Origin of the sequence: Arthrobacter sp. zg-Y179, assembly GCF_020907345.1 — a bacterium.
Classification (GTDB): Bacteria; Actinomycetota; Actinomycetes; order Actinomycetales; family Micrococcaceae; genus Arthrobacter_B; species Arthrobacter_B jinronghuae.
Genome location: NZ_JAJJOB010000002.1, coordinates 1 through 23,974 on the forward strand (window position 1 = coordinate 1; position 23,974 = coordinate 23,974).

General features: G+C 66.0%; 21 protein-coding genes. 4 read left to right on the forward strand and 17 right to left on the reverse strand.

The genetic code is table 11. From position 1 onward, the window contains the following. Positions 1–75: 75 nt before the first annotated feature. The 8 genes from atpA to LOC56_RS00445 form a co-directional block, all read right to left on the reverse strand. Positions 76–1,713 carry a F0F1 ATP synthase subunit alpha gene (atpA, locus tag LOC56_RS00410; protein ID WP_227918264.1) on the reverse strand — a complete coding sequence of 546 codons (1,638 nt, stop codon included), beginning with the start codon at positions 1,711–1,713 and terminating at the stop codon, positions 76–78. Positions 1,714–1,813: 100 nt separating this feature from the next. Then, positions 1,814–2,629 carry a F0F1 ATP synthase subunit delta gene (locus tag LOC56_RS00415; RefSeq protein WP_229949505.1) on the reverse strand — a complete coding sequence of 272 codons (816 nt, stop codon included), beginning with the start codon at positions 2,627–2,629 and terminating at the stop codon, positions 1,814–1,816. After that, positions 2,629–3,177 (reverse strand): F0F1 ATP synthase subunit B, encoded by a 549-nt coding sequence (locus LOC56_RS00420; RefSeq protein WP_229949507.1) that lies wholly within the window; start codon positions 3,175–3,177, stop codon positions 2,629–2,631. The genes LOC56_RS00415 and LOC56_RS00420 overlap by 1 nt, the downstream gene beginning before the upstream one ends. Positions 3,178–3,220: 43 nt before the next feature. Beyond that, on the reverse strand, positions 3,221–3,442 hold the full coding sequence (gene atpE, locus LOC56_RS00425; protein WP_227918267.1) for an ATP synthase F0 subunit C: 222 nt from the start codon (positions 3,440–3,442) through the stop codon (positions 3,221–3,223). Positions 3,443–3,514: 72 nt separating this feature from the next. Further along, positions 3,515–4,318 (reverse strand): F0F1 ATP synthase subunit A, encoded by an 804-nt coding sequence (gene atpB / locus LOC56_RS00430; protein WP_229949509.1) that lies wholly within the window; start codon positions 4,316–4,318, stop codon positions 3,515–3,517. A gap of 353 nt (positions 4,319–4,671) precedes the next feature. Next, positions 4,672–5,154: a hypothetical protein gene (locus LOC56_RS00435; RefSeq protein WP_229949511.1), complete on the reverse strand. Its 483-nt coding sequence runs from the start codon at positions 5,152–5,154 to the stop codon at positions 4,672–4,674. A gap of 125 nt (positions 5,155–5,279) precedes the next feature. Continuing rightward, positions 5,280–6,275 (reverse strand): MraY family glycosyltransferase, encoded by a 996-nt coding sequence (locus tag LOC56_RS00440; RefSeq protein WP_229949513.1) that lies wholly within the window; start codon positions 6,273–6,275, stop codon positions 5,280–5,282. Next, positions 6,275–8,206, reverse strand: coding sequence for a polysaccharide biosynthesis protein (locus LOC56_RS00445; protein WP_229949514.1), 1,932 nt, complete (start codon positions 8,204–8,206; stop codon positions 6,275–6,277). The genes LOC56_RS00440 and LOC56_RS00445 overlap by 1 nt, the downstream gene beginning before the upstream one ends. A gap of 157 nt (positions 8,207–8,363) precedes the next feature. Here LOC56_RS00445 and LOC56_RS00450 point away from each other — a divergent pair, with 157 nt between their 5' ends. Genes LOC56_RS00450 through LOC56_RS00460 form a run of 3 tightly spaced genes read left to right on the forward strand, consistent with a single transcriptional unit; the run spans position 8,364 to position 11,228 of the window. Beyond that, on the forward strand, positions 8,364–9,263 hold the full coding sequence (locus LOC56_RS00450; protein ID WP_229949515.1) for a glycosyltransferase: 900 nt from the start codon (positions 8,364–8,366) through the stop codon (positions 9,261–9,263). 1 nt (position 9,264) lies between these two features. After that, positions 9,265–10,257: a glycosyltransferase gene (locus tag LOC56_RS00455; protein WP_229949517.1), complete on the forward strand. Its 993-nt coding sequence runs from the start codon at positions 9,265–9,267 to the stop codon at positions 10,255–10,257. Next, positions 10,254–11,228 carry an NAD-dependent epimerase/dehydratase family protein gene (locus LOC56_RS00460; protein ID WP_229949518.1) on the forward strand — a complete coding sequence of 325 codons (975 nt, stop codon included), beginning with the start codon at positions 10,254–10,256 and terminating at the stop codon, positions 11,226–11,228. Before LOC56_RS00455 ends, LOC56_RS00460 begins: the two co-directional genes overlap by 4 nt. Here the strand turns inward: LOC56_RS00460 and LOC56_RS00465 are convergent. The 9 genes from LOC56_RS00465 to argS all read right to left on the reverse strand — a co-directional run bounded on the left by LOC56_RS00465 (position 11,225) and on the right by argS (position 23,295). Further along, positions 11,225–11,941, reverse strand: coding sequence for an L-threonylcarbamoyladenylate synthase (locus tag LOC56_RS00465; RefSeq protein ID WP_229949520.1), 717 nt, complete (start codon positions 11,939–11,941; stop codon positions 11,225–11,227). The genes LOC56_RS00460 and LOC56_RS00465 overlap by 4 nt on opposite strands. Next, the gene (gene prmC, locus LOC56_RS00470) at positions 11,938–12,858 is read right to left on the reverse strand and encodes a peptide chain release factor N(5)-glutamine methyltransferase (RefSeq protein WP_229949523.1); all 921 of its coding nucleotides are present in this window, start codon (positions 12,856–12,858) and stop codon (positions 11,938–11,940) included. Before prmC ends, LOC56_RS00465 begins: the two co-directional genes overlap by 4 nt. After that, entirely contained in the window at positions 12,845–13,924 is a 1,080-nt protein-coding gene (gene prfA, locus LOC56_RS00475; RefSeq protein WP_229949524.1) for a peptide chain release factor 1, read from the reverse strand. The genes prmC and prfA overlap by 14 nt, the downstream gene beginning before the upstream one ends. A 145-nt stretch (positions 13,925–14,069) precedes the next feature. Beyond that, positions 14,070–16,370 carry a transcription termination factor Rho gene (gene rho, locus LOC56_RS00480; protein WP_229949526.1) on the reverse strand — a complete coding sequence of 767 codons (2,301 nt, stop codon included), beginning with the start codon at positions 16,368–16,370 and terminating at the stop codon, positions 14,070–14,072. Positions 16,371–16,763: 393 nt separating this feature from the next. Beyond that, entirely contained in the window at positions 16,764–17,756 is a 993-nt protein-coding gene (gene thrB / locus LOC56_RS00485; protein ID WP_442860033.1) for a homoserine kinase, read from the reverse strand. Between the two features lie 11 nt (positions 17,757–17,767). Continuing rightward, positions 17,768–18,895, reverse strand: a complete 1,128-nt coding sequence (gene thrC, locus LOC56_RS00490) for a threonine synthase (RefSeq protein ID WP_229949530.1) — start codon at positions 18,893–18,895, stop codon at positions 17,768–17,770. A gap of 3 nt (positions 18,896–18,898) precedes the next feature. After that, on the reverse strand, positions 18,899–20,194 hold the full coding sequence (locus LOC56_RS00495) for a homoserine dehydrogenase (protein ID WP_229949532.1): 1,296 nt from the start codon (positions 20,192–20,194) through the stop codon (positions 18,899–18,901). 23 nt (positions 20,195–20,217) lie between these two features. Beyond that, entirely contained in the window at positions 20,218–21,642 is a 1,425-nt protein-coding gene (gene lysA / locus LOC56_RS00500; RefSeq protein ID WP_229949534.1) for a diaminopimelate decarboxylase, read from the reverse strand. Positions 21,643–21,645: 3 nt separating this feature from the next. Further along, positions 21,646–23,295 (reverse strand): arginine--tRNA ligase, encoded by a 1,650-nt coding sequence (gene argS, locus LOC56_RS00505; RefSeq protein WP_229949535.1) that lies wholly within the window; start codon positions 23,293–23,295, stop codon positions 21,646–21,648. Positions 23,296–23,472: 177 nt separating this feature from the next. Between argS and LOC56_RS00510 the strand changes: the two genes are divergently transcribed. After that, positions 23,473–23,973, forward strand: a complete 501-nt coding sequence (locus LOC56_RS00510; RefSeq protein WP_229949536.1) for an FMN-binding protein — start codon at positions 23,473–23,475, stop codon at positions 23,971–23,973. Position 23,974: the final 1 nt, after the last annotated feature.

The window sequence follows — 23,974 nt, forward strand, 5'->3', positions numbered from 1 at the left end:
TGAGGCTTGGGGCTACGCAAGGGGCGTGGGGTCCCGCGCCGGGCCCCGGGCCCGGCCCGCGGAACTTCAAAGCCGCTAGCGCTTCTGCTTGACGATCTTTTCCTGGTCTACGGCGTCCTCGTCCAAGGCGGAGGTAGCTTCGTTGCCAGCGGCGACCATGCGGTCGTCACCTTCGCCGAAGAAGCCCTGCTTGAACTTGGTGATGAGGCTCTTCATCTCATCAACCGTGGAATCCTCGAGCTTGTTCGTCTCGGCCAGGACGGTCATGACGGACGAGGAGTGGCGTACGTGTTCCAGGAACTCGGACTCGAAGCGGCGGACGTCCTCTACGGGGACGTCATCCAGGTAGCCGTTGGTGCCCATCCAGATGGAGACAACCTGGTCTTCCACCGGGTACGGCGCGTACTGGCCCTGCTTGAGCAGTTCCATCAGGCGTGCACCGCGGGTCAGCTGCTGGCGGGAAGCGGCATCCAGGTCCGAGGCAAACATGGCGAATGCCTGCATGTCGCGGTACTGCGCCAGTTCCAGCTTCAACGTACCGGAGACCTTCTTCATGGCCTTCTGCTGTGCAGCACCACCGACGCGCGAGACGGAGATACCGACGTCGACGGCGGGGCGCTGGTTGGCGTTGAAGAGGTCCGACTGGAGGAAGATCTGGCCGTCGGTGATGGAAATAACGTTGGTCGGAATGTAGGCCGAGACGTCATTTGCCTTGGTTTCGATGATCGGCAGGCCGGTCATCGAGCCGGCACCCAGCTCGTCGGAGAGCTTGGCGCAACGCTCCAGCAGGCGGGAGTGCAAGTAGAAGACGTCGCCCGGGTAGGCTTCGCGTCCCGGCGGGCGGCGCAGCAGCAGCGACACGGCGCGGTAGGCTTCAGCCTGCTTCGACAGATCATCGAAGATGATCAGAACGTGCTTGCCGCCGTACATCCAGTGCTGGCCGATGGCCGAGCCGGCGTACGGTGCCAGGTACTTGAAGCCGGCGGGGTCGGATGCCGGGGAGGCCACGATAGTGGTGTACTCCATGGCGCCCTTGTCTTCCAGGGTGCGCTTGATTTCAGCGATCGTGGAAGCCTTCTGGCCGATGGCTACGTAGATGCAGCGAACCTGCTTCTGGACGTCGCCGGAATCCCAGTTGGCCTTCTGGTTCAGGATGGTGTCAACGGCAATGGCGGTCTTACCCGTCTTGCGGTCACCGATGATCAGCTGGCGCTGGCCGCGGCCGATCGGGATCATGGCGTCGATTGCCTTGAGGCCGGTCTGAAGCGGCTCGTGGACCGACTTACGCTGGGTAACGCCCGGCGCCTGGAGTTCCAGTGCACGGCGCGCCTCAGCGGTGATCGGGCCGAGGTCATCCATCGGCTCGCCCAGCGGGTCGACAACGCGGCCCAGGAAGGCATCGCCTACGGGTACGGACAGGACTTCACCGGTGCGGTGAACTTCCTGGCCTTCTTCAATACCGGCGAAATCGCCAAGTACAACGACACCGATTTCACGGGTGTCAAGGTTCTGGGCCAGGCCCAGCGTGCCGTCCTCAAACCGAAGCAGCTCATTCGCCATAACGGAGGGCAGGCCCTCCACACGGGCAATGCCGTCGCTGGCGGTTGTTACGCGGCCAACTTCAACGCGCTCTGCGTTTCCGGGTTCGTAGGACGCCGCGAATTCATTCAACGCATTACGGACGTCGTCGGCGTTGATGGTCAATTCGGCCATCTGCAGTCCCTGCTCTCCTATGTTGTGATCATCGAATAAAAGCCGATGACCGTGATTGGTTCTCAAAAATTCTGACGGCCTTTTGGGGCCATCAAGGTGACTAGACAGCGAGCTTTCGGCGAAGTTCAGTCAGGCGCGTCGTAACGGTGGAATCAACTACTTCATCCCCCACTGTGACACGAATGCCGCCGAGAATCGCCGGGTCCACGTTGACGTTGATCTTCAGCTCGCGGCCATACAGTCCGTTGAGAGAGGACTGCAGACGCTTTTGCTGTTCCTGCGTCAGCGGACGGCTGGACTGCACTTCTGCAATCCACCGCTGCTGGCGGCCGGCTACCAGTTCCATGAACCGGTTGACCAGTGCTGCAGGACGCAGGCCGCGCGGGGCGGTTACTGCCTGCGTGACCAGCACCTTTGCTTCGGCGCCCATGCCCGGTACCAGCTTCTGCGCCAGTACGGACTTGGCCTCGGCCGATGCCTGCGGTTCCTGCAGGGCACGCTGCACCTCGTGGTTGGCTGCAACGGTCTGGTTGAAGCGGAACAAATCGCTTTCCAGTGCTTCAAGGCCGGACAGGCCGGGACCCTTGTTCTCCGCTACAGCGGAGACAACCGTTGCACCCAGGGTTTCCAGGGCATCGCCCAGGTCACGCGAAGTGCGCCACCGGGACTCCACCAGAGAAGCAACCAGCTGCTCGGCGTCGGCCGAAACCTTGCCGCCTACCAGCTTGGAGACCAGGGCTGCCTTGGCAGAGGCTTCACGAGCCGGATCCGTCAGGGCACGCATGAGTCCAGCGTCGCTGTCCAGCAGGCCCAGAATTCCAAAGAGTTCCTCGGCCAGGGACAGGGTTGCACCGGGAAGCTTTGCTTCCAGCTTCTCCTGCGCTGCGGCCAGTGACTCGCTCGATATACCTGCCATTACTTAACCGCACCTGCGTTCTGGGTTTCCAGGTCGTCAAGGAAGCGGTCAACCACACGGGCGGCACGCGCATCGTCTGCGAGGGACTCGCCGACGATCTTGCCGGCCAGCTCGGTGGCGAGCGTGCCCACTTCGCTGCGGAGGGAAACGACAGCTGCCTGGCGTTCCGCTTCGATGGCGACGTGGGACTGTTCCATGATGCGGGCGGATTCGGCGCCTGCCTTGGCCTTCAGATCAGCGAGGATCTGGGCGCCTTCGGCGCGTGCTTCCTCACGGATCCGGTTGGCCTCGGTACGGGCGTCGATGAGCTGCTGCTTGTATTCATCCAGGGCCGCGCTGGCTTCAGCCTGTGCGGCTTCGGCCTTCTTGAGTCCGCCTTCGATGGCCTCGGTACGCTCTGCATACGTCTTCTCGAACATCGGGACGACGAACTTGACGACGATGTACATCAGCACGGCGAAGCCAAGCAGTGTTACGAGGATCTCCCAGATGTTTGGGATCAGAGGATTCGCGCCTTCTTCGGCGGCGAGGATTAGTGCCTCGTTCATTTCAATCCGTCCTATCTACTTGGTTGGAAAATACGCGCTGACGTTAGAGAACGAACGCGAAAACCAGACCAAGGATAGCCAGTGCTTCAGTCAGGGCCAGGCCCAGGAAGGCGATGGGCTGCAGGACGCGCTGAGCTTCCGGCTGGCGGGCAACGCCGTTGATGTAGGCCGCGAAGACCAGGCCCACGCCGATGGCGCCGCCGATAGCGGACAGGCCGTAGCCGACGAGGTTGATGTTGCCTTCGATATCCAAAACACCAGTCATTTGGTTTTGTTCCTTTCAAGATGCCCGTTGGGCAGGTTGCATGGTTCAGGGGGTTCCCCGGTGAGGGGAGGTTTAGTGTTCCTCGGCCAGGGAGCCTTGGATGTAGATCGCGGTCAGCAGGGTAAAGACGTAGGCCTGCAGGACCTGGATCAAAACTTCGAACAGGAACATGGCGACGCCGCCTACCAGGGTGAGCGCACCCAGCGGCTTCAACAGTCCTTCAGCCTCGAGCAGCAGGAACGCGGTTCCGCTGCCGGCAAGCATGATGATGAGGTGGCCCGACAGCATGGTCGCGAAGAGTCGCAGGCTGTGCGTGATCGGACGGACCAGGAAGGTGGAGATGATTTCGATCAGCACCACGAGCGGCAGGATGGCCATCGGCACGCCGGACGGGACGGTGGCGAACTTGAAGTAACCCAGACCGTGCTTCCGGATCCCGACGATAATCCAGGTGAAGTAGACAATCGCGGCCAGTGCATAGGCCGTGCCCACGTGCGACGTGGTCGGCAGCTGGGCCAGCGGGATGGTGCCCCACAGGTTGTTGATCAGGATGAAGAAGAACAGCGCGAACAGCAGCGGAGTGAAGGACCGGAAGTCCTTTTCACCGATGATGTCCCGGCCGATCGAGTTGCGGACGAAGTTATAGCTCCATTCGCCCAGGAACTGCAGCCGGCCCGGGACCATCTGGCCCTTGCGGGCTGCGGCTACGAAGAACCACCCGATAAGGATGACGGAGAGGAGGATAAGCAGCATCTGCTTTCCGAATCCTTCACCGCTTTCGGCGCCCCAGGGAAGGATCTCAGGGAGGTGCATGTCTTCGAGGGTAGGTGCGACGAATCCCTCGTCATTGGAGGCGGGAAGCGCAAGCGCGATCAACGCGTTTCCTCTCTGCTGTGTCCATCGTTGGGCATATCATTGGTGGGCACACATGATGTGCGCCCATTACTTCGGTTTTGTGAAATCAATTCGATTCATCCGTATCCGGCTGTTTTCCGCCCGTGACGGGTCGGTCCGCACCCGAGGTGCGTCTGTGTGCGGAGGCCACATAGTAGCCACTGACCGCGCCCAGAACGATACCGGCCGGTAAAATCCAGCGAGTTCCCAGGAGACTATCCAGGCTCCACCCTATCAAACCCAGGGCGATGATTCCCGCAAGGACATACTGGAGCAGAGCGCGCCGCCGGGAGGACGGTTCCTGGAAGGCCGCAGGGCCGGACGAGGGCCGATTCTTAGGCATTTGCGCCTCCTTGGGGACTGGAATCGTCAGCATCGTTGTAAATCAGATGACGGGTCGTCGAAAAGGCGCGGATTTCCGCCGCCTGCCAAAGGACCACTGCACCGACGGCCGTCAAGGCGAACCATTCCCGGTGCAGCCAAACAGGTGTTCCGAGCCCGAAAAGAATGACGGCAAAACCCACAACCTTTATGGCATAGGTAACGGCGAACATTCCAATGGCTCCGGAGGGATTGCGCCGTCCGACGACGTGGCCGACCAGGAGGCTGATTCCGAAGAATGCGGCAATAAGGAACCAGCCCAGAAGGGAGCTCGCCGCAGCAAACAGATCCGCCGTGAGAGCCGCCGCCACTGCCGCCAGGACGGCAGCGGAGCCGGTCACGGCAAGGGCCTTCCAGAGGATCCCCAACCAGGGGGCCTTCGTTGGCCCGGAGGGGGTCAGGTACCCGCCGGGGCGGGTACCGTCTGCGGATCTCATGGTGGAGGCAATCTTCCTTGCTGGTTCTACTGGAGCCGGAGGCTTCGTGACGGGGCGGGCTGCCGCGACCCTTGAATTCTACAGTACATAGAAGATGCCCCCGGCAGGGCGTCCGATGCCCCTGGTCAGGCCACTGTCCGCCGGGCGAACAGGCGCGGCGACGCGAGGTAGAAGGCCAGCACCGCGACGGCGAAGAGGACCCCTGCTACCGTCGCACCCGCACCCGCACCGGCAGTGAGCAGCCCCGTAACTCCGACGGCGACGGTGCACCCGGTGACAACCAGCGACACCTGGACGTGGCTCAGCCCGGCATCGGTCAGCCGCTGGTAGACGTGCTGGCGGTGCGCCGAGTACCAGCGCTCCCCGCGACGCATGCGGCGCAGCAGCGTGGTGAAGGTGTCCGCCAGATAGATAACGATCGGGAACAGCAGGTATTCCACGTAGACACCTGCCAGGAACGCGGCGACGGCAATACCGGCAATTGATGACCCCAGCAGGTAGCTGCCCACGTCGCCCAGGAAGACCTGTCCCCTGCCGAGGTTCCAGGGCAGGAAAGCGGCGAACGCCGCGGCCACCACAGCTCCGGTCACGGTCAGCCAGACGTGGTCCGACAGCACGCCGCTGATGGAGTAGAGGGCACCCACGACCAGTCCATGCAGCCCGGAAATTCCGTTGATGCCGTCCATGAAGTTGGCGACGTTGATGTAGGCGGCGATGGCGAGGCCGCCCACGGGGACCCACCACCAGCTTTGCTCCATGGTCCATGCCAGTGCGGCCGTTCCAAGCAGGCCGATGGCGAGCTGGGTAGCCGCGCGGGTCCGGACGGAGACGCCGCGCCAGTCCTCGATCCAGCCCAGCAGCGATGCCGCGCCGATCACGGCAATCAGGATGGCAAGCACGGAACGGTCAACGGCCACCAGACCTGTCAACAGCGCCAGCAGGAGGCCTGCCAGGACGCCCGCGGCAGTGGTTCCGCCCACCCCGCGGATGACCGCCTTGGTGTGCGAGGACCGTTCATTGGGGATGTCCAGGACACCCAGCCGTCGCAGCAGGGGGATAAACAGGAAGGGCAGCAGCAGGCTCGACAGGAAAGCCGCCGCGACGCACAGCGCCAGCAGCATCAGCCGGTCCGCCGTTCGCTGTAGGGTTCCCCGGGCTCATTCGCGGCGTCGCCGGGGGCGCCGGGATGGCGGGCACCCGGAATGCGCACTATCTCGCCGGCATCGGTTGCGGCGCCGTCCGTCGGCACGCTGCCGGGTTCAATTCCGCAGCGCCGCAGCCAGTCGGTCAGGTCCAGCTCGTCGGGATCCAGTACGGCAACCGCGGCGTGGGAGATCTTCGGATGCAGGGGGCGGGAGTCCTCTTCTCCGGTGCCGACGAGGATCTCGTGCAGCTTTTCGCCCTGGCGCAGTCCGGTGAAGACAATTTCGATGTCTTTGCCGGACATCGCGATCATGCGGCGGGCGACGTCGAGGATCTTCACGGGCTCGCCCATGTCCAGGATCATCACCTCTCCCCCGCGGCCGATCGCACCGGCCTGGATCACCAGCTGGCAGGCCTCGGGGATCGTCATGAAGAACCGGGTCACCTCCGGGTCGGTCACGGTGACCGGTCCGCCCTGCCGGATCTGTTCGCTGAAGAGCGGCAACATGGAGCCCCGGCTGCCGATGACGTTGCCGAACCGCACGGACACGTACCGCTCGCCGGTGGCGCGGGCCATCCAGGCAGTCAGCTTTTCGGCAACCCGCTTGGAATGGCCGAGGACGGTGGTGGGGTTGGCCGCCTTGTCGGTGGAGATGTTCACGAAGTGGCGCACGTTCGCCTTGCGGGCTGCAGCCAGCACGTTCGCGGTGCCGATGATATTGGTCTTCCAGGCTTCCTGCGGGTACTGCTCGAGCAGGGAAACATGCTTCAGGGCGGCGGCATGGAAAACGACGTCGGGGCGGCGTTCGCGGAAGATGCGGTCCAGTGCTTCGGGGTCGCGGATGTCGGCCAGGACCGTGTCCGGGCCGTCGAGCAGGCCGCGGCCGGTGATGGAGAGCTGGGTCAGCTGCAGGCCGGTCTCGTCCCGGTCCACCATGATCAGTTCGCCGGGATTGAAGGCAGTGATCTGGCGGCAGAGTTCGGAGCCGATGGATCCGCCTGCCCCCGTGACCAGGACCTTCTTCCCGGACAGGTAGCCGGCGACTTCGTCCACATGGATGTCGACCGGCCTGCGCCCGATGAGGTCTTCGACCGCCACATCGCGGAAATCGCCCAGGCCGGCGCCGTCGCCCTTCGAGAGCATGTCCCTGAGCGGCGGAAGCACCAGGACGCGCAGGTCCAGGCCTTCGGCGAGATCGGAAATCTCTCGAACCTGCTTCGCTTCCACATCGGCAATGGCCACAACCAGCACCGTGGCGCGGGTCCGCTGTACCAGTTCGGGAAGGTCTACGAGTTTTCCGAGCACCGGAACAGTGGCCAGCCTCAGGTGCTTCTTGGACGGATCGTCGTCGACCAGGCCAACCGGGTAGTACGGCGACTCCGGATCCTTCATCATCCGTGACACCAGGGAACCGCCAAGGAAACCCGCGCCGTACACGAGGGCACGCTGGGCTTCCTCGCCCGGCCGTGCCTTGCTCTCCACGTACATCCGCTTGACGTACCGGATGGCCGCCATAAACAGGCAGGCGAAGGGGAAGGCGATCATTCCGGTGCTGCGCGGGATATCGATCACGAGCCCGAACAGGGCGCTTGCCAGGACCAGGATGGCGGACACAATGAGCGTCACCACCGCCAGCAGCCGCATTTCGTGGAAACTGCCGAAGCTGTAGCGTCCGCGGTAGAGGGCAAACGAATAGCCGACTATCAGCTGGGTCAGGACGGCCACGCCGCAGAAGACGGCCAGGCCGCCCGGGTTGATCTGCTCAACCGTGAGTTCGTAACGCAGCACCAGCGCGAGGCCGATGGACACGATCCAGGCCAGGGAGTCCAGCATGTACTGCGACCAGAGCCACAGGACGGGCTTTTCCTCCCTGGGAAGGTGACTGTTGTCCGTAGGTTTTTGCCTCATGGTCCTCAACGGGTAGGTACCCGGCTTTCTTCTCGGTGATGCGAAGAGCTGGCGGAAGAATCCGGTGTAATAGACTGGAATCTATTCAGCATACTAACTGCACACCCTCTCCGGTTTCGGTCTTGGCCGATCCCCCGGGTTGCCTGAAAGGACCATCTTGCCGGACTCCGTGGCCGTAGCAGCAGTGACCTTCGACCGTCCCGACGACGTGAAGATCCTACTGGAGGCACTGGCCGCGCAGAGCGGCAACATCACGTCCGTGGCGCTGGTGGACTCCGGTAAAAGCCCGGTGTCGGATATCGCTGAAGCCTCATCGGCGCCGGTTAATTACATCCGGTCGAACACCAATCTTGGCGGAGCCGGCGGATTTTCGCTCGCCATCCTTTCAGCCATGGCCTCCGGCGCCGAGTGGATCTGGATCATGGACGACGACGCCCATCCCGAGGATCCCGAATGCGTCGCCACCCTGTTGGCTGCAGCGAAGGAACGCGGCCTCGACGTCGTCCTGCCGCTCGTGGTTGCCCCGGGGGCGCCGGACACGCTGTCCTTCCACTTCCGCCTCGACGGGAAGCTCACCCATGACCGGGCCGAAGTGGCTGCCCGCGGGTTCCTGCCCAACGTGGGTCACTTCTTCAACGGCGCCCTGATCCGCGCCGACGTGTTCTACCGGGTGGGACTGCCGGACCTCCGCCTGTTCATCCGCGGCGACGAGACGGACTTCATGATCCGGCTGCGCAGGGCGGGCATCGAATTCGGCACGGTCACCACGGTGGCCCTGACCCACCCGGCTGCCTGGGCCGAAGTGCAGCCCGTCCTGGGTGACCGGATGCACGTCCTGGTCCCCGAGACGCCGTTCAAGCAGTTCTACTTCTACCGCAACCGTGGCCACCTCACCCGCCGCTACACAAGGGTGAAGTCCTTCGTAGCCGACGCCGTGGGATACCCCATCCACTTCGCCAAGACCCGGGATCCCCGAGGCTTCGCCAACTGGCTGCGCGCCTACGCGGCAGGCATGGGCGGGCGCCGTTTCGGGCCGCCGTCGGACTTCGGGTTCTGACATGGACGCCGTCCAGGAACCGGCCCCGCTGACGATCGTCATCACGACGTTCAACCGCTCCGGCTACCTCACCGGCCTGCTGGAGAGCGTCAAGCGGCTCGACCCAGCGCCTGCGGCGGTTGTCGTGGTGGACAATGCCAGCACCGATGACACGCCCGAGGTTCTGGAAGCAGCCCGCGCCGGGTTCCCCGTCCCGCTGGCCGTCCTGCGGCTGGCGACCAACACCGGCGGGGCCGGCGGGTTTGCCGCCGGTGTCGAGGCTGCCCTGGACTCCGGCGCGCAGTGGCTGTGGCTGATGGACGACGACGTCGAGGTCCTCCCGGGCGCCGTGGCTGCGCTGCGCAAGTGGACCGGCAGTTACGACTGCATCCACGGCCGGCGGTTCGATGCCGGCGGGGAACCGTTCTTCTGGCAGCACCGCTTCGTCCCCTTCCTGGGCGTCCACCTGCCGGTGCCGGGCAACGTTTTCCGCGATTCCCCTGTTTTCGACACCAACGTGGGCTGCTTCGAGGGAATGCTGATCAGCGCCGATCAGGTGCGCCGGATAGGCCTGCCGGATGCCCGCTACTTCATCAACGGCGACGATGTGGTTTACGGCTGGCTCGCCTCCCTGGACCGGCCGGTGGCCTACGTCAACGATTTCGTCATCCGCAAGGTCCGGGTGCAGAGACAGATTGACCTCGGCATCCGCCACCTCAACGATTCCAGCGACCTTGGCCGCTTCACCGCCATGCGTAACCGCGGCCATACGGCCCGGTACCTGCAGGCCCACGGCCGGTTCCACCGGTACGGATTCGGACTGGGGACCTTCCTGACCGCAGGGAAGGAACTGCTCCGGCTGGTTGCCGTAGAACATTCGCTGCGGGGAGCCGGGCGCCTCTGGGCAGGCTGGCGCGGTGCCCGACGCATTCTCCGGGACCAGGAATGGTCCCCGATGGCCCCGCTGTCCGCACCCGGGCAGTCATCACCGGAAACACGAAAGCAGCAGGTTTGAGCACTCCTTCTCCCGGCCCCGTCCCTTCCTCCGGCGCACCCTCGGTGTGGGCGGTCCTCGGCGGCACCGGCTTCATCGGTTCGGCCGTCCGCTCCGCCCTGGCTGCACGCGGGGTCGAGGTCCGGGCCGTTTCCGCTCCCCGGCTGCGTACCGACGCTATGGACGTAACCGGTTTACTTGCGGAGGCCGCAGCGCTGGACACGGAACGCCGCCGGCTGGCCGACGCCTTCGCGGGGGTCGACGTGGTGGTTAATGCTGCTGGACTGGCGACGCCGGGAGCAACGGATTCCCCCGAACTCCGGGGTGCAAACTCGCTGCTGCCTGCGTTGGTCGCCGATGCCGCGGACGCCGCCGGTGTCCGCCGGTTCGTACACCTGAGCAGTGCCGCAGTGCAGGGGCACCGTCCGTTCCTGGACGAAAGCCCGCATGTGGAACCGTTTTCGGCCTACTCCCGTTCCAAGGCACTAGGCGAACAGGTCCTTTCCGCCCGGCACGGCGGGTCCTGCAGCGTTGCCACGGTCCGCGCCACCTCGGTCCAGGGACCGGGCCGGGCAACCACGGCTAAGCTAAGCCGGCTCGCGGCCTCACCGCTGGCATCCGTTGCAGGGCCCGGTACCGCACCCAGCCCGGTAAGTTCAGTGGATTCCCTGGTCGACTTCGTCCTGCGGGTAGGCTCCCACACCGGCCCGGTGCCTGCAGTGGTGCTACAGCCCTGGGAGCAGGCGTCAGTGTCCTCCGTGCTTGAAGCCGCAGGCGGCCGGCGGCCGGCACATCTGCCGGTCTGGGCCTGCCGCCTCGCGCTGCGGTCCGGCTATGCGGTCTCCTCGCTGGCCGGGGAACGCCTGCACGGAGCACTGCGCCGCGTGGAAATGATGTGGTTCGGGCAGCGCCAGGAGCCCGGCTGGGCCGAGGCCACGGGCAATGTCCCGGAACCCCGCGTCCGCGAGGTCCTGGCAGCCTCGCGCAACTAAACCGGCTTCTGGTCCTTGGCCAGGGAGGGTGCAGTGCCGCCGGCTGCGGGTTCTTCGCCCAGATCCAGGATTCCCGGAACGACTTCGCGCAGGGCGGCAGTGCTGATCGCACCGCTGCGCACCACCCGCATCGGTTCGCTGGTGGCGTCCACAATGGTGGAGGGCACTCCGTCGCTGCCGGCCACCGGACGGTGTCCGGCTTCCAGATAGACCTCCACGGATTCGCCCAGCTGTTCGCGTGCCTGCGCCGCGGTCAGTCCGGCCGGGGATCCCGTGCGGTTGGCCGAGGAGACAGCCAGCGGCCCGGTGACGGCCAGCAGGTCCAGGGCCACGCTGTCATCGGGCATCCGCAGCGCCACGGTTCCCATGGTGTCGCCCAGGTCCCAGCTCAGGGACGGCTGGGCGTGGAAGATCAGTGTCAGTCCACCCGGCCAGAACGTGCGGGCCAGGCTGCGGGCGTCCTCGGAAATGTCCGTGGCGAGGCCGTCCATGGTCTGCAGGCGCGGGATCAGCACGGGCGGCGGCATGCTCCGGCCGCGTCCCTTGGCTGCGAGCAGGGTGGCCACTCCCTGCGGGGAGAAAGCGTCGGCACCGATTCCGTACACGGTGTCGGTGGGAAGCACCACGCAGGACTTGGCGGCTATGGCGCGCTGGGCTGCCGCCAGGCCCTCACTGAGTTCATCGGGATTACTGCAGTCATAACTGGTGCTCACGTCTTCATTCTTTCACTAGGGGATGCCTTCGGTGCGGGCCGACGGACGGCCGACGTCGCCCGCGGGCGGTCATTGAGGTCCCGGTGGGACTGGACATCGGTCCAGGCCGGATCATCGGCCAGCAGCCGGGCGATGGCCGGCGCCTGCACTTCGGCATGTTCCATCACGAAGTAGCCGCCTTCGGCAAGCAGCCGTGCCGCGGTCCGTGCTGCGGCCATCGGCAGTTCCAGGCCGTCCGCTCCCCCGCCGTACAGTGCCATGGCCGGATCATGCTCGGCGGCCTCGGGTTCGTTCGGGACGGCTTCGGCAGGGATGTACGGCGGGTTGGACACCACCACGTCGAAGCTGGATTCGTGGCCGGGCAGGGCGGTGCGCAGGTCGTCCAGGACCAGGTGGACGCCCAGCGGAGCCAGGTTCCGTTCCGCCCAGGCGAAGGCGAGGGGGCTTAGTTCCACGGCGTGCACCGCGGCTGCGGGAACCTCCGAGGCCACCGCAGCCGCGATGGCGCCGGAGCCGGTGCCGAGGTCCACGACCTTTGCCGAGCCGACCCGGCGCGCGGCATCGATCGCCAGCTGCGCCACCGTTTCGGTTTCCGGCCGCGGCACGAAGACCCCGGGGCCGACGGAAAGCTCGAGGTAGCGGAAATGCGCCTTTCCCGTCAGGTGCTGCAACGGCACCCGCGCGGCGCGTTCGGACACCAGTGCGGTGTAGCCCTGAGGCGCCGGCACATCGGTGAAGGCCAGCGCCCGGATCCGGCCGGGGGTTTCTCCCAGCAGGTGCGCCGCCAGCAGTTCAGCGTCCACCCGCGGGGACGGCACCCCGGCGGCGGCGAGTTCCGCCGTCGCACGGCGCAGCGCTTCTGCAAGGGTGCCGCCGCCACCGGACGCGGAGCCGGTGAGGCTATTAGCTTTCGTCACCGATGGCGTCCAGCCGTGCCTGCTCGTCCATTTCAATGGCGGCCTGCACCACTGCTTCAAGTTCGCCGTTCAGCACGGTGTCCAGGTTGTAGGCCTTGTAGCCGGTGCGGTGGTCCACAATCCGGTTTTCCGGGTAGTTGTAGGTCCGGATCCGCTCCGAACGGTCCATGGTGCGGATCTGCGACTTCCGGATGTCGGAGTTCGCGGCGTCGATCTTCTCCTGCTCGTGCGCGAGGATGCGGGAACGCAGCACGCGCATGGCCGCTTCACGGTTCTGCAGCTGCGACTTTTCGTTCTGCATGGCCACCACAATGCCGGTGGGCAGGTGGGTGATGCGTACGGCCGAGTCGGTGGTGTTCACGGACTGTCCGCCGGGACCGGAAGAACGGTAAACGTCGATCTTCAGGTCGTTCTGGCTGATCGCGACCTCTTCCGGCTCGTCCACTTCGGGCAGCACCAGGACGCCGGCAGCCGAAGTGTGGATCCGGCCCTGGGACTCCGTAACGGGAACGCGCTGCACGCGGTGCACGCCGCCTTCGTACTTCAGGCGGGCGTACACGCCTTCGGCCGGATCGTTGGAGTTGCCCTTGATGGCCATGGCAACGTCCTTGTAGCCGCCCAGGTCCGACTCGGTGGCGGAGATGATTTCCGTACGCCAGCCGCGGTGCTCGGCGTAGCGGGTGTACATGCGCAGCAGGTCCCCGGCGAACAGGGCCGCTTCGTCGCCGCCTTCGCCGCCCTTGACCTCGATGATGACGTCGCGTCCGTCATTGGGGTCGCGCGGAATCAGCAGGCGGCGCAGCTTCTCCTGCGCGTCCTCCAGCTGCTCTTTGAGCACGGGTACCTCTGCGGCGAATTCCGGGTCCTCGTCCGCCATTTCGGCGGCGGCGGCAAGGTCATCCTCGAGTCCGTGCCAACGGTTGTAGGCGTCCACAATCCGGCTGAGTTCGGCGTAGCGCCGTCCCAGCCGGCGGGCCAGGCCCTGGTCCGCGTGCACTGCCGGGTCGGACAGGCGCAGCTGGAGTTCAGCGTGCTCATCCAACAGGCCCTGAATGGACTCAAACATGTTTTAGATTCCTCTTTCGGCTGTGTTTCCCACATGGAAGTTTATCGGTTTCCGCGCCCGTCGGTCCCCGGGCGTTAACGCACGAGCCGCCCAGGCTCCCTGCCCGCTGTTCAGCGGGAGGGAGCATGAGCGGCTCGTAAGGCAGCTAGTTGTCCTTGGTGCCCAAGGTGGTCTGCTGGACCTGCATCAGGAACTCGACGTTGGACTGCGTCTCCCGGATCTTGCCGGTGAGCAGTTCGAGTGCCTGCTGGGTGTCCAGGCCGGACAGGACCCGGCGCAGCTTCCACATGATCTTGACTTCATCCGGGGAGAGCAGGTTTTCTTCGCGGCGGGTACCCGACGCGTTGACATCCACGGCCGGGAAGATGCGCTTGTCCGCAAGGTTGCGGGACAGGCGCAGCTCCATGTTGCCGGTGCCCTTGAATTCCTCGAAGATGACCTCGTCCATCTTGGACCCGGTCTCCACCAGGGCCGTAGCCAGGATGGTCAGCGAGCCGCCGTTTTCGATGTTGCGGGCAGCACCGAAGAAACGCTTGGGCGGGTACAGAGCGGACGAATCCACACCACCGGAGAGGATACGGCCCGACGCCGGAGCGGCCAGGTTGTAGGCACGTCCCAGGCGGGTCATGGAGTCAAGCAGCACCACGACGTCGTTGCCCATTTCCACCAGGCGCTTGGCGCGCTCGATAGCGAGTTCAGCGACGGTGGTGTGGTCATCGGCGGGGCGGTCGAAGGTGGAGGCAATGACCTCGCCCTTGACCGTGCGCTGCATGTCCGTAACTTCTTCGGGACGCTCGTCCACGAGGACCATCATGAGGTGGACCTCAGGATTGTTGATCGTGATCGCGTTGGCAATTGCCTGCAGGATCAGCGTCTTTCCGGCCTTCGGCGGGGAAACGATGAGGCCGCGCTGGCCCTTGCCGATCGGTGCCACGAGGTCAATGACACGCGGGCCGATGACCTTGGCGGACGTCTCCAGGCGCAGGCGCTCGGAGGGGTACAGCGGAACCAGCTTGGAGAACTCCACGCGGTCCTTGTTGTCCTCGGCGGGCTTGCCGTTGACGGAGGTGAGGCGGACCAGTGCGTTGAACTTTTGGCGCTGGTTTCCACCCTGGTTTTCGCCTTCACGCGGGGCGCGGATGGCGCCGACGACGGCGTCGCCCTTGCGCAGGTTGTACTTCTTCACCTGGGCGAGGGAAACGTAGACGTCGTTCGGGCCCGGCAGGTAACCGGAGGTCCGGACGAAGGCGTAGTTTTCCAGGACGTCGAGGATGCCGGCTACCGGCAGCAGGACGTCGTCTTCGGTGACCTCGACGTCGTCGACCTCGGGGTTCTGGTTGCGGTTGCGGCGGCGCTCGTTGCGGTCGCGGAAACGGTCGTTCCGGTCACCGCGGTCGCTGCGGTCGTTGCGCTCGTTGCGGCTCCGGTTGCGGCGGTTACGCCCGCGCCCGTTCTCGTCGCTGTCGTCGCGGTTGTTGTCGCGGTCCCGGTTGTTCTCGCGGTTGCCGCCGTTGTCGCGGTTGTTGTCGCGGTCCCGGTTGTTCTCGCGGTTGCCACCGTTGTCGCGGTTGCCGCCGTTGTCGCGGTTGCCACCGTTGTCGCGGTTGCCACCGTTATCGCGGTTGTTGTCGCGGTCGCGGTTGTTCTCGCGGTTGCCACCGTTGTCGCGGTTGTTCTCACGGTCCCGGTTGCCGCCGTTGTCGCGGTCGGAGCGGCTGCGGTCACGGCGCTCACGGCGTTCGCCGCGCTCGTCGTCGCCCTGGGTCCGGGTCTCAGCGCCGTTAGCAGCACCGTTGCTGGAAGCAGCACCGTTGTTGTTTGCAGCACCGTTGTTGGAGGCGTCCTCTGCAGGTGCCTCGGTGGAAGCGTTGCCGGCCGAGCCGTTGGACTCGTTGGAGTCGCTGCGGCGGTTGCGGCTGCGGCGGTTGCCGCGCTCGCGCTGGCCCTCTTCGCGTCCGTTGTCTTCGCGTGCCTCGCGGTTCCGGGCCGGAGCCTCGTCTGCTTCCGGCGAGGCGGCGGGTGCCGGCGCCTCGGCCGCTGCAGTTTCCGCGGGGGCGGAAGTGACGACGCCGTCACTGGCTGCACGCCGGTTGCGGTTACGGGTACGCGTCGGGCGGGTCGTCTCGGCCTCGCCGGTCTGCTCCGCGGGTGCGGCTGCTGCCTTCTCGGGCGCCGAAGCACCCTTGGCTGCGTCGTCGCCTGCCTCGCCGCGGGAACCGCGGACCGGCCGGTCGGCTACTGCGCCGCCGCGCTGGTGGTTGGAGATGGCCGTAACCAGATCTCCCTTACGCATGCGGGAACCCCCGGTGATGCCGAGCTGGCCGGCAAGCGCCTGAAGCTGCGCAAGCTTAAGGCCTGCAAGGCCTGCGCTCTTTGATGCGTTCTCGCCGGTTGAACCGGCGGATGCTGAATCCACGCCTGCAGTCAGGCTAGTGGTATCTGTCACGAAGGATCCTTCCCCCTCGTCGGGCGGTCCGGCGCAATGCCGGCCGCGGTGATTGGCCCTGGTCCCAAAATCAGACATTGGGTCAGGGTTCGCCTACTACCGGCCCGATGGCCGGAGAAAGGCGAATCTGCTGGGTGCCTTATGTAAAGAAGAATCCACACAGAGTCTGGTCAGCTTCGCTGCCGAACACGCGGCATTCAAGCGGGACACGCCGCTTCTTGGCGGTTCCTTTGAAGGCTGCACCGGAGACTGTGCCTCCGCGGGTGGGCAATTGAATCAACGGAAGTCACCGCGGGACGGGTGTAGTCACACCTGACGGCGGCAAAGTGTTTTCAACGAAAGCCCGGGGCGGCCCGGAATGGACGGCTACCTACGGGAGCACAGGACGGAAAATTACCGCTGGTGCCCTTCCACTCTAGCACCATCTCGCTCCACGCCAAGCCGCAAAACACGCCAATTTTCGCCGCATTCCGCTGCCTGCAGATGTTTGGTCATGGCCTGCTCCGCTTCCAGGGCGGACTCCTCGCCGTAGGCAAGGCACATTACTGTGGGACCGGCACCGGAAATCACGGCGGCGAATCCCGCCGAGCGCAATGACTGAAGCAGCCGCGCACTCGGCAGCATCGCCGGTGCACGGAAATCCTGGTGAAGCGCGTCCTGGGTTCCCTCGAGCAGCAGTGACGGATCCACGGTCAAGGCGTGGATCAACAGTGCAGCACGGCCCGCGTTGGCCGCGGCCGTCCGGTGTGCCACGGTGGCCGGCAGCAGGCCGCGGGCACTCTCGGTGGAGAGTTCCACGGCCGGTATGGCCACCACGGGAACCACATCGGGATGGACTGAGGCCCGCACCGAGCGGAAGACGCCGTCGTCCTCCCAGGAAACGGCGAGGTCGCCGACGAGGGCGGGAGCCACATTGTCCGGGTGGCCCTCGAGTGCGGAGCAACTATGCAGCAGGCCTGCGGCATCAAGCCGCGCCTCGGCCGGCAACAGGGAATTCGCGGCGAGGACGCCCGAGACAATAGCCGACGCCGACGAGCCCAGCCCGCGGCCGTGCGGAATGGCGTTCTCCGCGCTCAGGTGCAGCCCCTCGGCACGGTACCCGGCAGCGGCCAGTGTGGAGAGCAGGGTCCGGACCACCAGGTGGGAGGAATCCAGGGGAACGTTGCCGGCGCCTTCGCCCGCGACCTCGACGAAGATGCCTTCCTCCGCGGACGTACGCACCCGCACCGTGTCATACAGCGTGAGGGCAAGCCCAAGGGAGTCGAACCCCGGGCCGAGGTTGGCGCTGGTCGCGGGCACGGAGACGGTCACGTCCTGCCCCGGCGCCACGGTGCGGGAACCGGTGCGGGAGCCCGATCGCTGCCCGCCTGGCAGATCCACCTGCATGCTTTCCCGCCCTACTTGCCGGATCCGGCGGGCTGTGCCGCTTCCAGGCCCAGCGCTGCCGCCACGCTCACGACGTCGAAATCCACCTTGGTGGGTTCGACGTCGGAACCGTCGGCAGTGCGCAGTGCCCACTGCGGGTCCTTCAGGCCGTGGCCGGTCACCGTAATGACGATGGTCTTGCCGGCGGGGACTTCCCCGGCGGCGTGCTTCTTGAGCAGCCCGGCCACACCGGCTGCGGAGGCCGGTTCCACGAACACGCCTTCGCGGGAGGACAGCCAGCGGTGCGCGTCGAGGATTTCAGTGTCCGTGACGGCTTCGATCAGGCCGCCGGATTCGTCGCGGGCGGCAATTGCCTGGTCCCAGGAGGCAGGGTTGCCGATGCGGATGGCGGTGGCGATGGTGTCCGGATCGGTGACCGGGTGTCCCTTCACCAGCGGCGATGCGCCTTCGGCCTGGAAGCCCCACATATGCGGGGTCTTGGTGGCCACCGGAGCCAGTTCTTCGCCGGCCACGTTGGTCCAGGGCTTCGCGTATTCCGAGTAGCCCTTCCAGTACGCGGTGATGTTTCCGGCATTGCCGACGGGCAGCAGGTGGTAGTCGGGGGCATCGCCGAGGTAGTCCACCACTTCGAAGGACGCCGTCTTCTGGCCCTCAATGCGTGCCGGATTCACGGAGTTCACCAGGAACACCGGGTAGGCCTCGGCAAGCTTGCGGGCCACCTCCAGGCAGTTGTCGAAGTTGCCGCGGACCTGGAGCAGCTGGGCGCCGTGCGCAATTGCCTGGCTGAGCTTGCCCATGGAAATCTTGCCGTCCGGCACCAGGACGGCGCAGGTAATGCCCGCCTGTGTCGCGTAGGCGGCCGCAGAGGCGCTGGTGTTGCCGGTGGACGCGCACACCACTGCCTTGGCGCCGGATTCCACGGCTGCGGTCATGGCCATGGTCATTCCGCGGTCCTTGAAGGAACCGGTGGGGTTCATGCCTTCGACCTTCAGGTACACCTCCGAGCCGGTCAGCTCGGACAGCGCCTTCGCGCGGACCAGCGGTGTACCGCCCTCACCGAGGGTAATGACCTCGGTGTGTTCGGTGACCGGAAGACGGTCGGCGTATTCGCGGATAACGCCGCGCCATTGGTGAGCCACGGCTCAGACTCCTTCTACCCGCAGGACGGATTTGACGTTCTTGATGACGTCCAGGCCCTTGATGGCCTCGACGGTGGCCGCGAGGGCGGCCTCGGAAGCACGGTGCGTAACGAAGCGCAGCTCAGCGCTGGCGCCTTCACCGTGGATGGTCTGCCGCATGGTTTCGATGGAGACGCCGTGCTCGGAGAACACCCGGGCGACGGCGGCCAGGACGCCGGGCTGGTCGGCCACCTCCAGGCCGATCGAGTAGCTGGTGGTGACCTTTTCCAGCGGCAGGGCCGGCAGCGAACCGCTCGGCCGGCCGGCGGGAACCGGACCGCCCAGGACGAGCCGCCGGGCGGCGGTGACCACGTCGCCCATCACCGCGGACGCGGTGGGTGCACCGCCGGCCCCCTGGCCGTAGAACATCAGCTCGCCGGCGTTTTCCGCTTCGACGAACACGGCGTTAAACGCGCCGTGCACGGCGGCCAGCGGATGCAGGCGGGGCAGCAGGGTGGGGTGCACGCGTACGCTGACGCCTTCGGTGCCGTCGGTGTCCGTAAACTTCTCGGCGATGGCGAGCAGCTTGATGACGAACCCGGCATCCCGGGCGGCGCTGATGTCCTCCGCAGTAACCGAGCTGATGCCTTCGCAGGAAACGGCGGAGAGGTCGAACCCGGTGTGGAACGCCAGGGAGGCGAGGATGGCACCCTTCGCGGCGGCGTCGTGCCCCTCGACGTCTGCGGTGGGATCCGCCTCGGCGTAGCCAAGCCGCTGGGCCTCGGCCAGGGCGTCGGCAAACTGGGCTCCGGTGGAATCCATGGCATCGAGGATGTAGTTCGTGGTGCCGTTGACGATGCCCATGACCTTGGTGATCCGGTCTCCGGAGAGGCTGTCCCGGATAGGACGGAGGATCGGGATGGCCCCGGCGACGGCGGCCTCGTAGGAGAGCTGGACACCGGCGGCGTCGGCCTTCTCGTAGAGGGCGGCGCCGTCTGCGGCGAGCAGGGCCTTGTTGCCGGTCACGACGGCGGCGCCGGAACCCAGTGCGTGCAGGATCAGGGTGCGTGCCGGCTCAATGCCGCCCATCAGCTCAATGACAATGTCCGCGTCGCGGACCAGGGTCTCGGCGTCAGTGGTGAACAGTTCCGCCGGCAGGTCGACGTCCCGCGGCGCATCAACGTTGCGTACCGCGATGCCGGTCAGTTCCAGCCGTGCGCCGAGGCGCGAGGTGAGGTCCGCGGCGTCGTCAATGAGGATCCGGGCAACCTGCGAACCCACGTTTCCGCACCCCAGCAGGGCTACTTTCAGGGTTTTCATATGTCGTGCCACTCCTCTAAGAATTAGGAAACGTCCCGGGCCAGCAGGTCGTCTTCGGTCTCGCCGCGGACAATCAGCCGCGCGGCGCCGTCCCGCACGGCCACTACGGGCGGCCGGGTCAGGTAGTTGTAGTTGCTGGACAGGACCCAGCAGTACGCGCCGGTTCCCGGAACGGCCAGCAGGTCGCCGGCGGCAACGTCACCGGGCAGGTAGGCGTCCCTCACCACTATGTCGCCGCTTTCGCAGTGTTTGCCAACTACGCGCGAAATAACCGCGTCATCTTTTGAGGTCCGCGAGGCCAGGACCGCGGAGTAATCCGCACCGTAGAGCACGGGCCGGGCGTTGTCGCTCATCCCGCCGTCCACGCTCACGTACCGCCGCGGCGAGGTGCCGCCGTCGGGCGTATCCACCCGGACCGTCTTGGTGGTGCCTGCCCGGTAGAGCGTGAAGGTGGTCGGTCCCACGATGGCACGGCCGGGCTCGATGGAGATCCGCGGAACCGCCAGTCCCAGCTCGGTGCAGGTGCTGCCGACGACGGCGGCCATCGCGTTGGCGATCTCGGCCGGCGGACGCGGGGCGTCTGCCTCGGTGTAGGCGATGCCGTAGCCGCCGCCCAGGTCCAGTTCGGCCAGTTCGACGCCGTAGCCCTGCTTCACCTCGGCCAGGAAACCGAGCAGGCGGCGGGCAGCGAGTTCGAAGCCGGCGGATTCGAAGATCTGCGAGCCGATGTGGCAGTGCACGCCCACCAGGTTCACGCCGTCGTGCTTGAGTGCGGTTTCCACGGCGGCCATGGCCGGGGACATCCCGTCCAGCTCCGGGTCGGCCACCATGGACAGGCCGAACTTCTGGTCCTCGTGGGCGGTGGCAATGAACTCGTGCGTGGAGGCGTGCACGCCGGGGGTCAGGCGCAGCATGACGTTGGCGCGCTCACCGCGGGAGGCGGCCAGGTTCCCGAGCATTTCCAGCTCGCCCAGGCTGTCCACCACAATCCGGCCCAGCTCCATGTCCAGGGCACGGGTCAGCTCGGCCAGGGACTTGTTGTTGCCGTGTAGTCCGAGCTGGCTGCCGTGGAGCCCGGCGCGCCGGGCCACGGCCAGCTCCCCTCCGGAGCAGGTATCCAGGCGCAGCCCCTCGGAGGAGACCCAGCGGGCCACTTCGGTGCAGAGGAAGGATTTGCCGGCGTAGTAGACATCCACTCCCCCGCAGAGCCCCGCGAACGCAGCGTCGAAGGAGTCCTTGAAGTCCCGGGCACGGGCGCGGAAATCCGCTTCCGACATCACGAACACGGGAGTGCCGAATTCCTCGGCGATCCGGGAAACGGGGATGCCGGAGATTTCCAGCTCGCCGCCGTCACCGCGCACCACGTCCTGCGCCCACATCTGCGGGCGCAGGGCGTTGGAGTCTTCGGGATGGCTCAGCCATGCAGGAGCCAGGGGTGAAGCAGTCATGAATTACATCCGTTCGGGTGCGGAGACTCCCAAGAGGCCCAAGCCGTTGGCCAGGACCTGGCGTGCGGCAAGGTTCAGCCACAGGCGGGTGCGGTTGGTGTCGGTGATTTCCTCGTCACCCTGGGGTGCAATGCGGCAGGCGTCGTACCAGCGGTGGTAAGTGCCTGCGATGACCTCGAGGTGGCGGGCCACGCGGTGCGGTTCGCGGAAGGCGCTGGCCTGCGCAACGACGCCGGGGTACTGGCCCAGTGCTGCCAGCAGGGCACTCTCGGTGGGGTGGCTCAGCAGCGACGCGTCAAAGGCGGAATCGTCGACGCCGGCGGCCTCGGCGTTGCGGGCCAGGGCATGGGTGCGGGCGTGGGCGTACTGGACGTAGAACACCGGGTTCTCGTTGCTGCGCTTGGTCAGCAGGTCCAGGTCAACGTCGATGTTGGAATCGGCGGAGAATCGGGCCAGCGTGTAGCGGGCAGCGTCCACGCCTACGGCGTCAACCAGGTCCTCAAGGGTGACCACGGTGCCGGCGCGCTTGGACATACGTACGGGCTTGCCGTCCTTCACCAGGTTCACCATCTGGCCGATGAGCACCTCGACGCACTCCGGGTCGTGGCCCAGGGCTGCTGCGGCGGCCTTCAGGCGTGCCACGTAGCCGTGGTGGTCTGCGCCCAGCATGTAGACATTCAGGTCGAAGCCGCGCTCGCGCTTGTTGTGGATGTAGGCAATGTCGCCGGCAATGTAGGCGGCGTTGCCGTCCGACTTGATGACCACGCGGTCCTTGTCGTCGCCGAACGCGGTGGAGTTCAGCCACCAGGCGCCGTCCTTCTCGTACAGGTTCTCGGAGCCCTTGAGCTGCTCCAGCAGCTTGGCGACCTGGCCGTTTTCGTGCAGCGAATCCTCGTGGAAGAACACATCGAAGTCCACGCCGAAGTTGTGCAGGGATTCCTTGATGTCGCCGAACATGAAGTCCACGCCCACGGCGCGGAAACGTTCCTGCGCCTCGGCGTCGGGCAGCTCGGTGATGTTCGGCTCTGCGGCCAGCACGCGGTTGGCAATGTCCTCGATGTACTCGCCGGCGTAACCGTCTTCCGGGGCGGGTTCGCCCTTGGCCGAGGCGAGCAGGGAGCGGGCGAAGCGGTCGATCTGCGCGCCGTGGTCATTGAAGTAGTACTCGCGGGTGACCTCCGCGCCCTGGGACTGGAAGACCCGGGCCAGGGCATCGCCGACGGCGGCCCAGCGGGTGCCGCCCAGGTGGATGGGTCCGGTGGGGTTGGCGGAGACGAACTCCAGGTTGATCCGGGTGCCCTTGAGGATTTCCGAGGTGCCGTAGGCGGGTCCGGCCTCGACGATGGCCTTGGCCAGTTCGCCTGCCGCACCGGCGTCGAGGGTGATGTTCAGGAAGCCGGGGCCGGCAATGTCGACCTTGGCCACGCCGGTGATCTTTTCCAGCCGGCCCTTGAGGATCTCGGCGAACTGGCGGGGATTCATGCCGGCCTGCTTGGACAGCTGCAGGGCGATGTTGGTGGCCCAGTCACCGTGGTCCCGGTTCTTCGGGCGCTCCACGCGCACCTCCCCGGGCAGCTCGATGCTGAAGTCACCGGCATCGATGGCGTCTTGGAGGCAGGCAGTTACGGCGGAGGAAAGTTCTTCAGGAGTCACCGGTTAAGCATAGCCGGGTGCAGCACGGGTCCTGTTTTGTATGACAGGCCTTACCCTGTGCGGATCCGGCATCGGCACCAATGATGCGATGTAATGAAAGGGAACCGTTGAACCGAAGGACCGGTTTCCGCGCGTGTGCGTGTCCCGGACCGAAGCGCCCCCACTCCAAGGAGAACCGTGAACCGAGCGAGCAAGTCCCTGCTCTGTGCCGCCGCCGGCCTGTCCCTGCTGTCTGCCGCCGGCTGTGCCGCAGGCGAGGAAACCGTCGACGCCGGCCAGGCCCCGGCTGAGTCCCCTGCTGAGTCCGCTGCGTCTTCCCCGGCTTCCGCCCCCGCTTCCGCCCCCGCGTCTTCCCCCGACGCTGCAGCAGGTTCCGGAAGCTACACCGACGGAGAGTACTCGGGCACCGGAAGCTACATCCCGCCGTCGGGCACTTCCGAGGACGTCGATGTCACGCTGCGGCTCGAGGGCAGCGTGGTGACGGAGCTGGAGGTGGAGACCTCGCAGAAGAACCCGACCTCCAAGCAGTACCAGCGTGAGTTCACCGCCGGCGTCAAGGAGCAGGTGGTCGGTAAGAGCCTGGACGAACTCGATGTGGACAAGGTGGCCGGATCCTCGCTGACCAGTGAGGGCTTCAACCGCGCCCTGGACGCCATCCGGTCCGAAGCCGCCTCCTAGG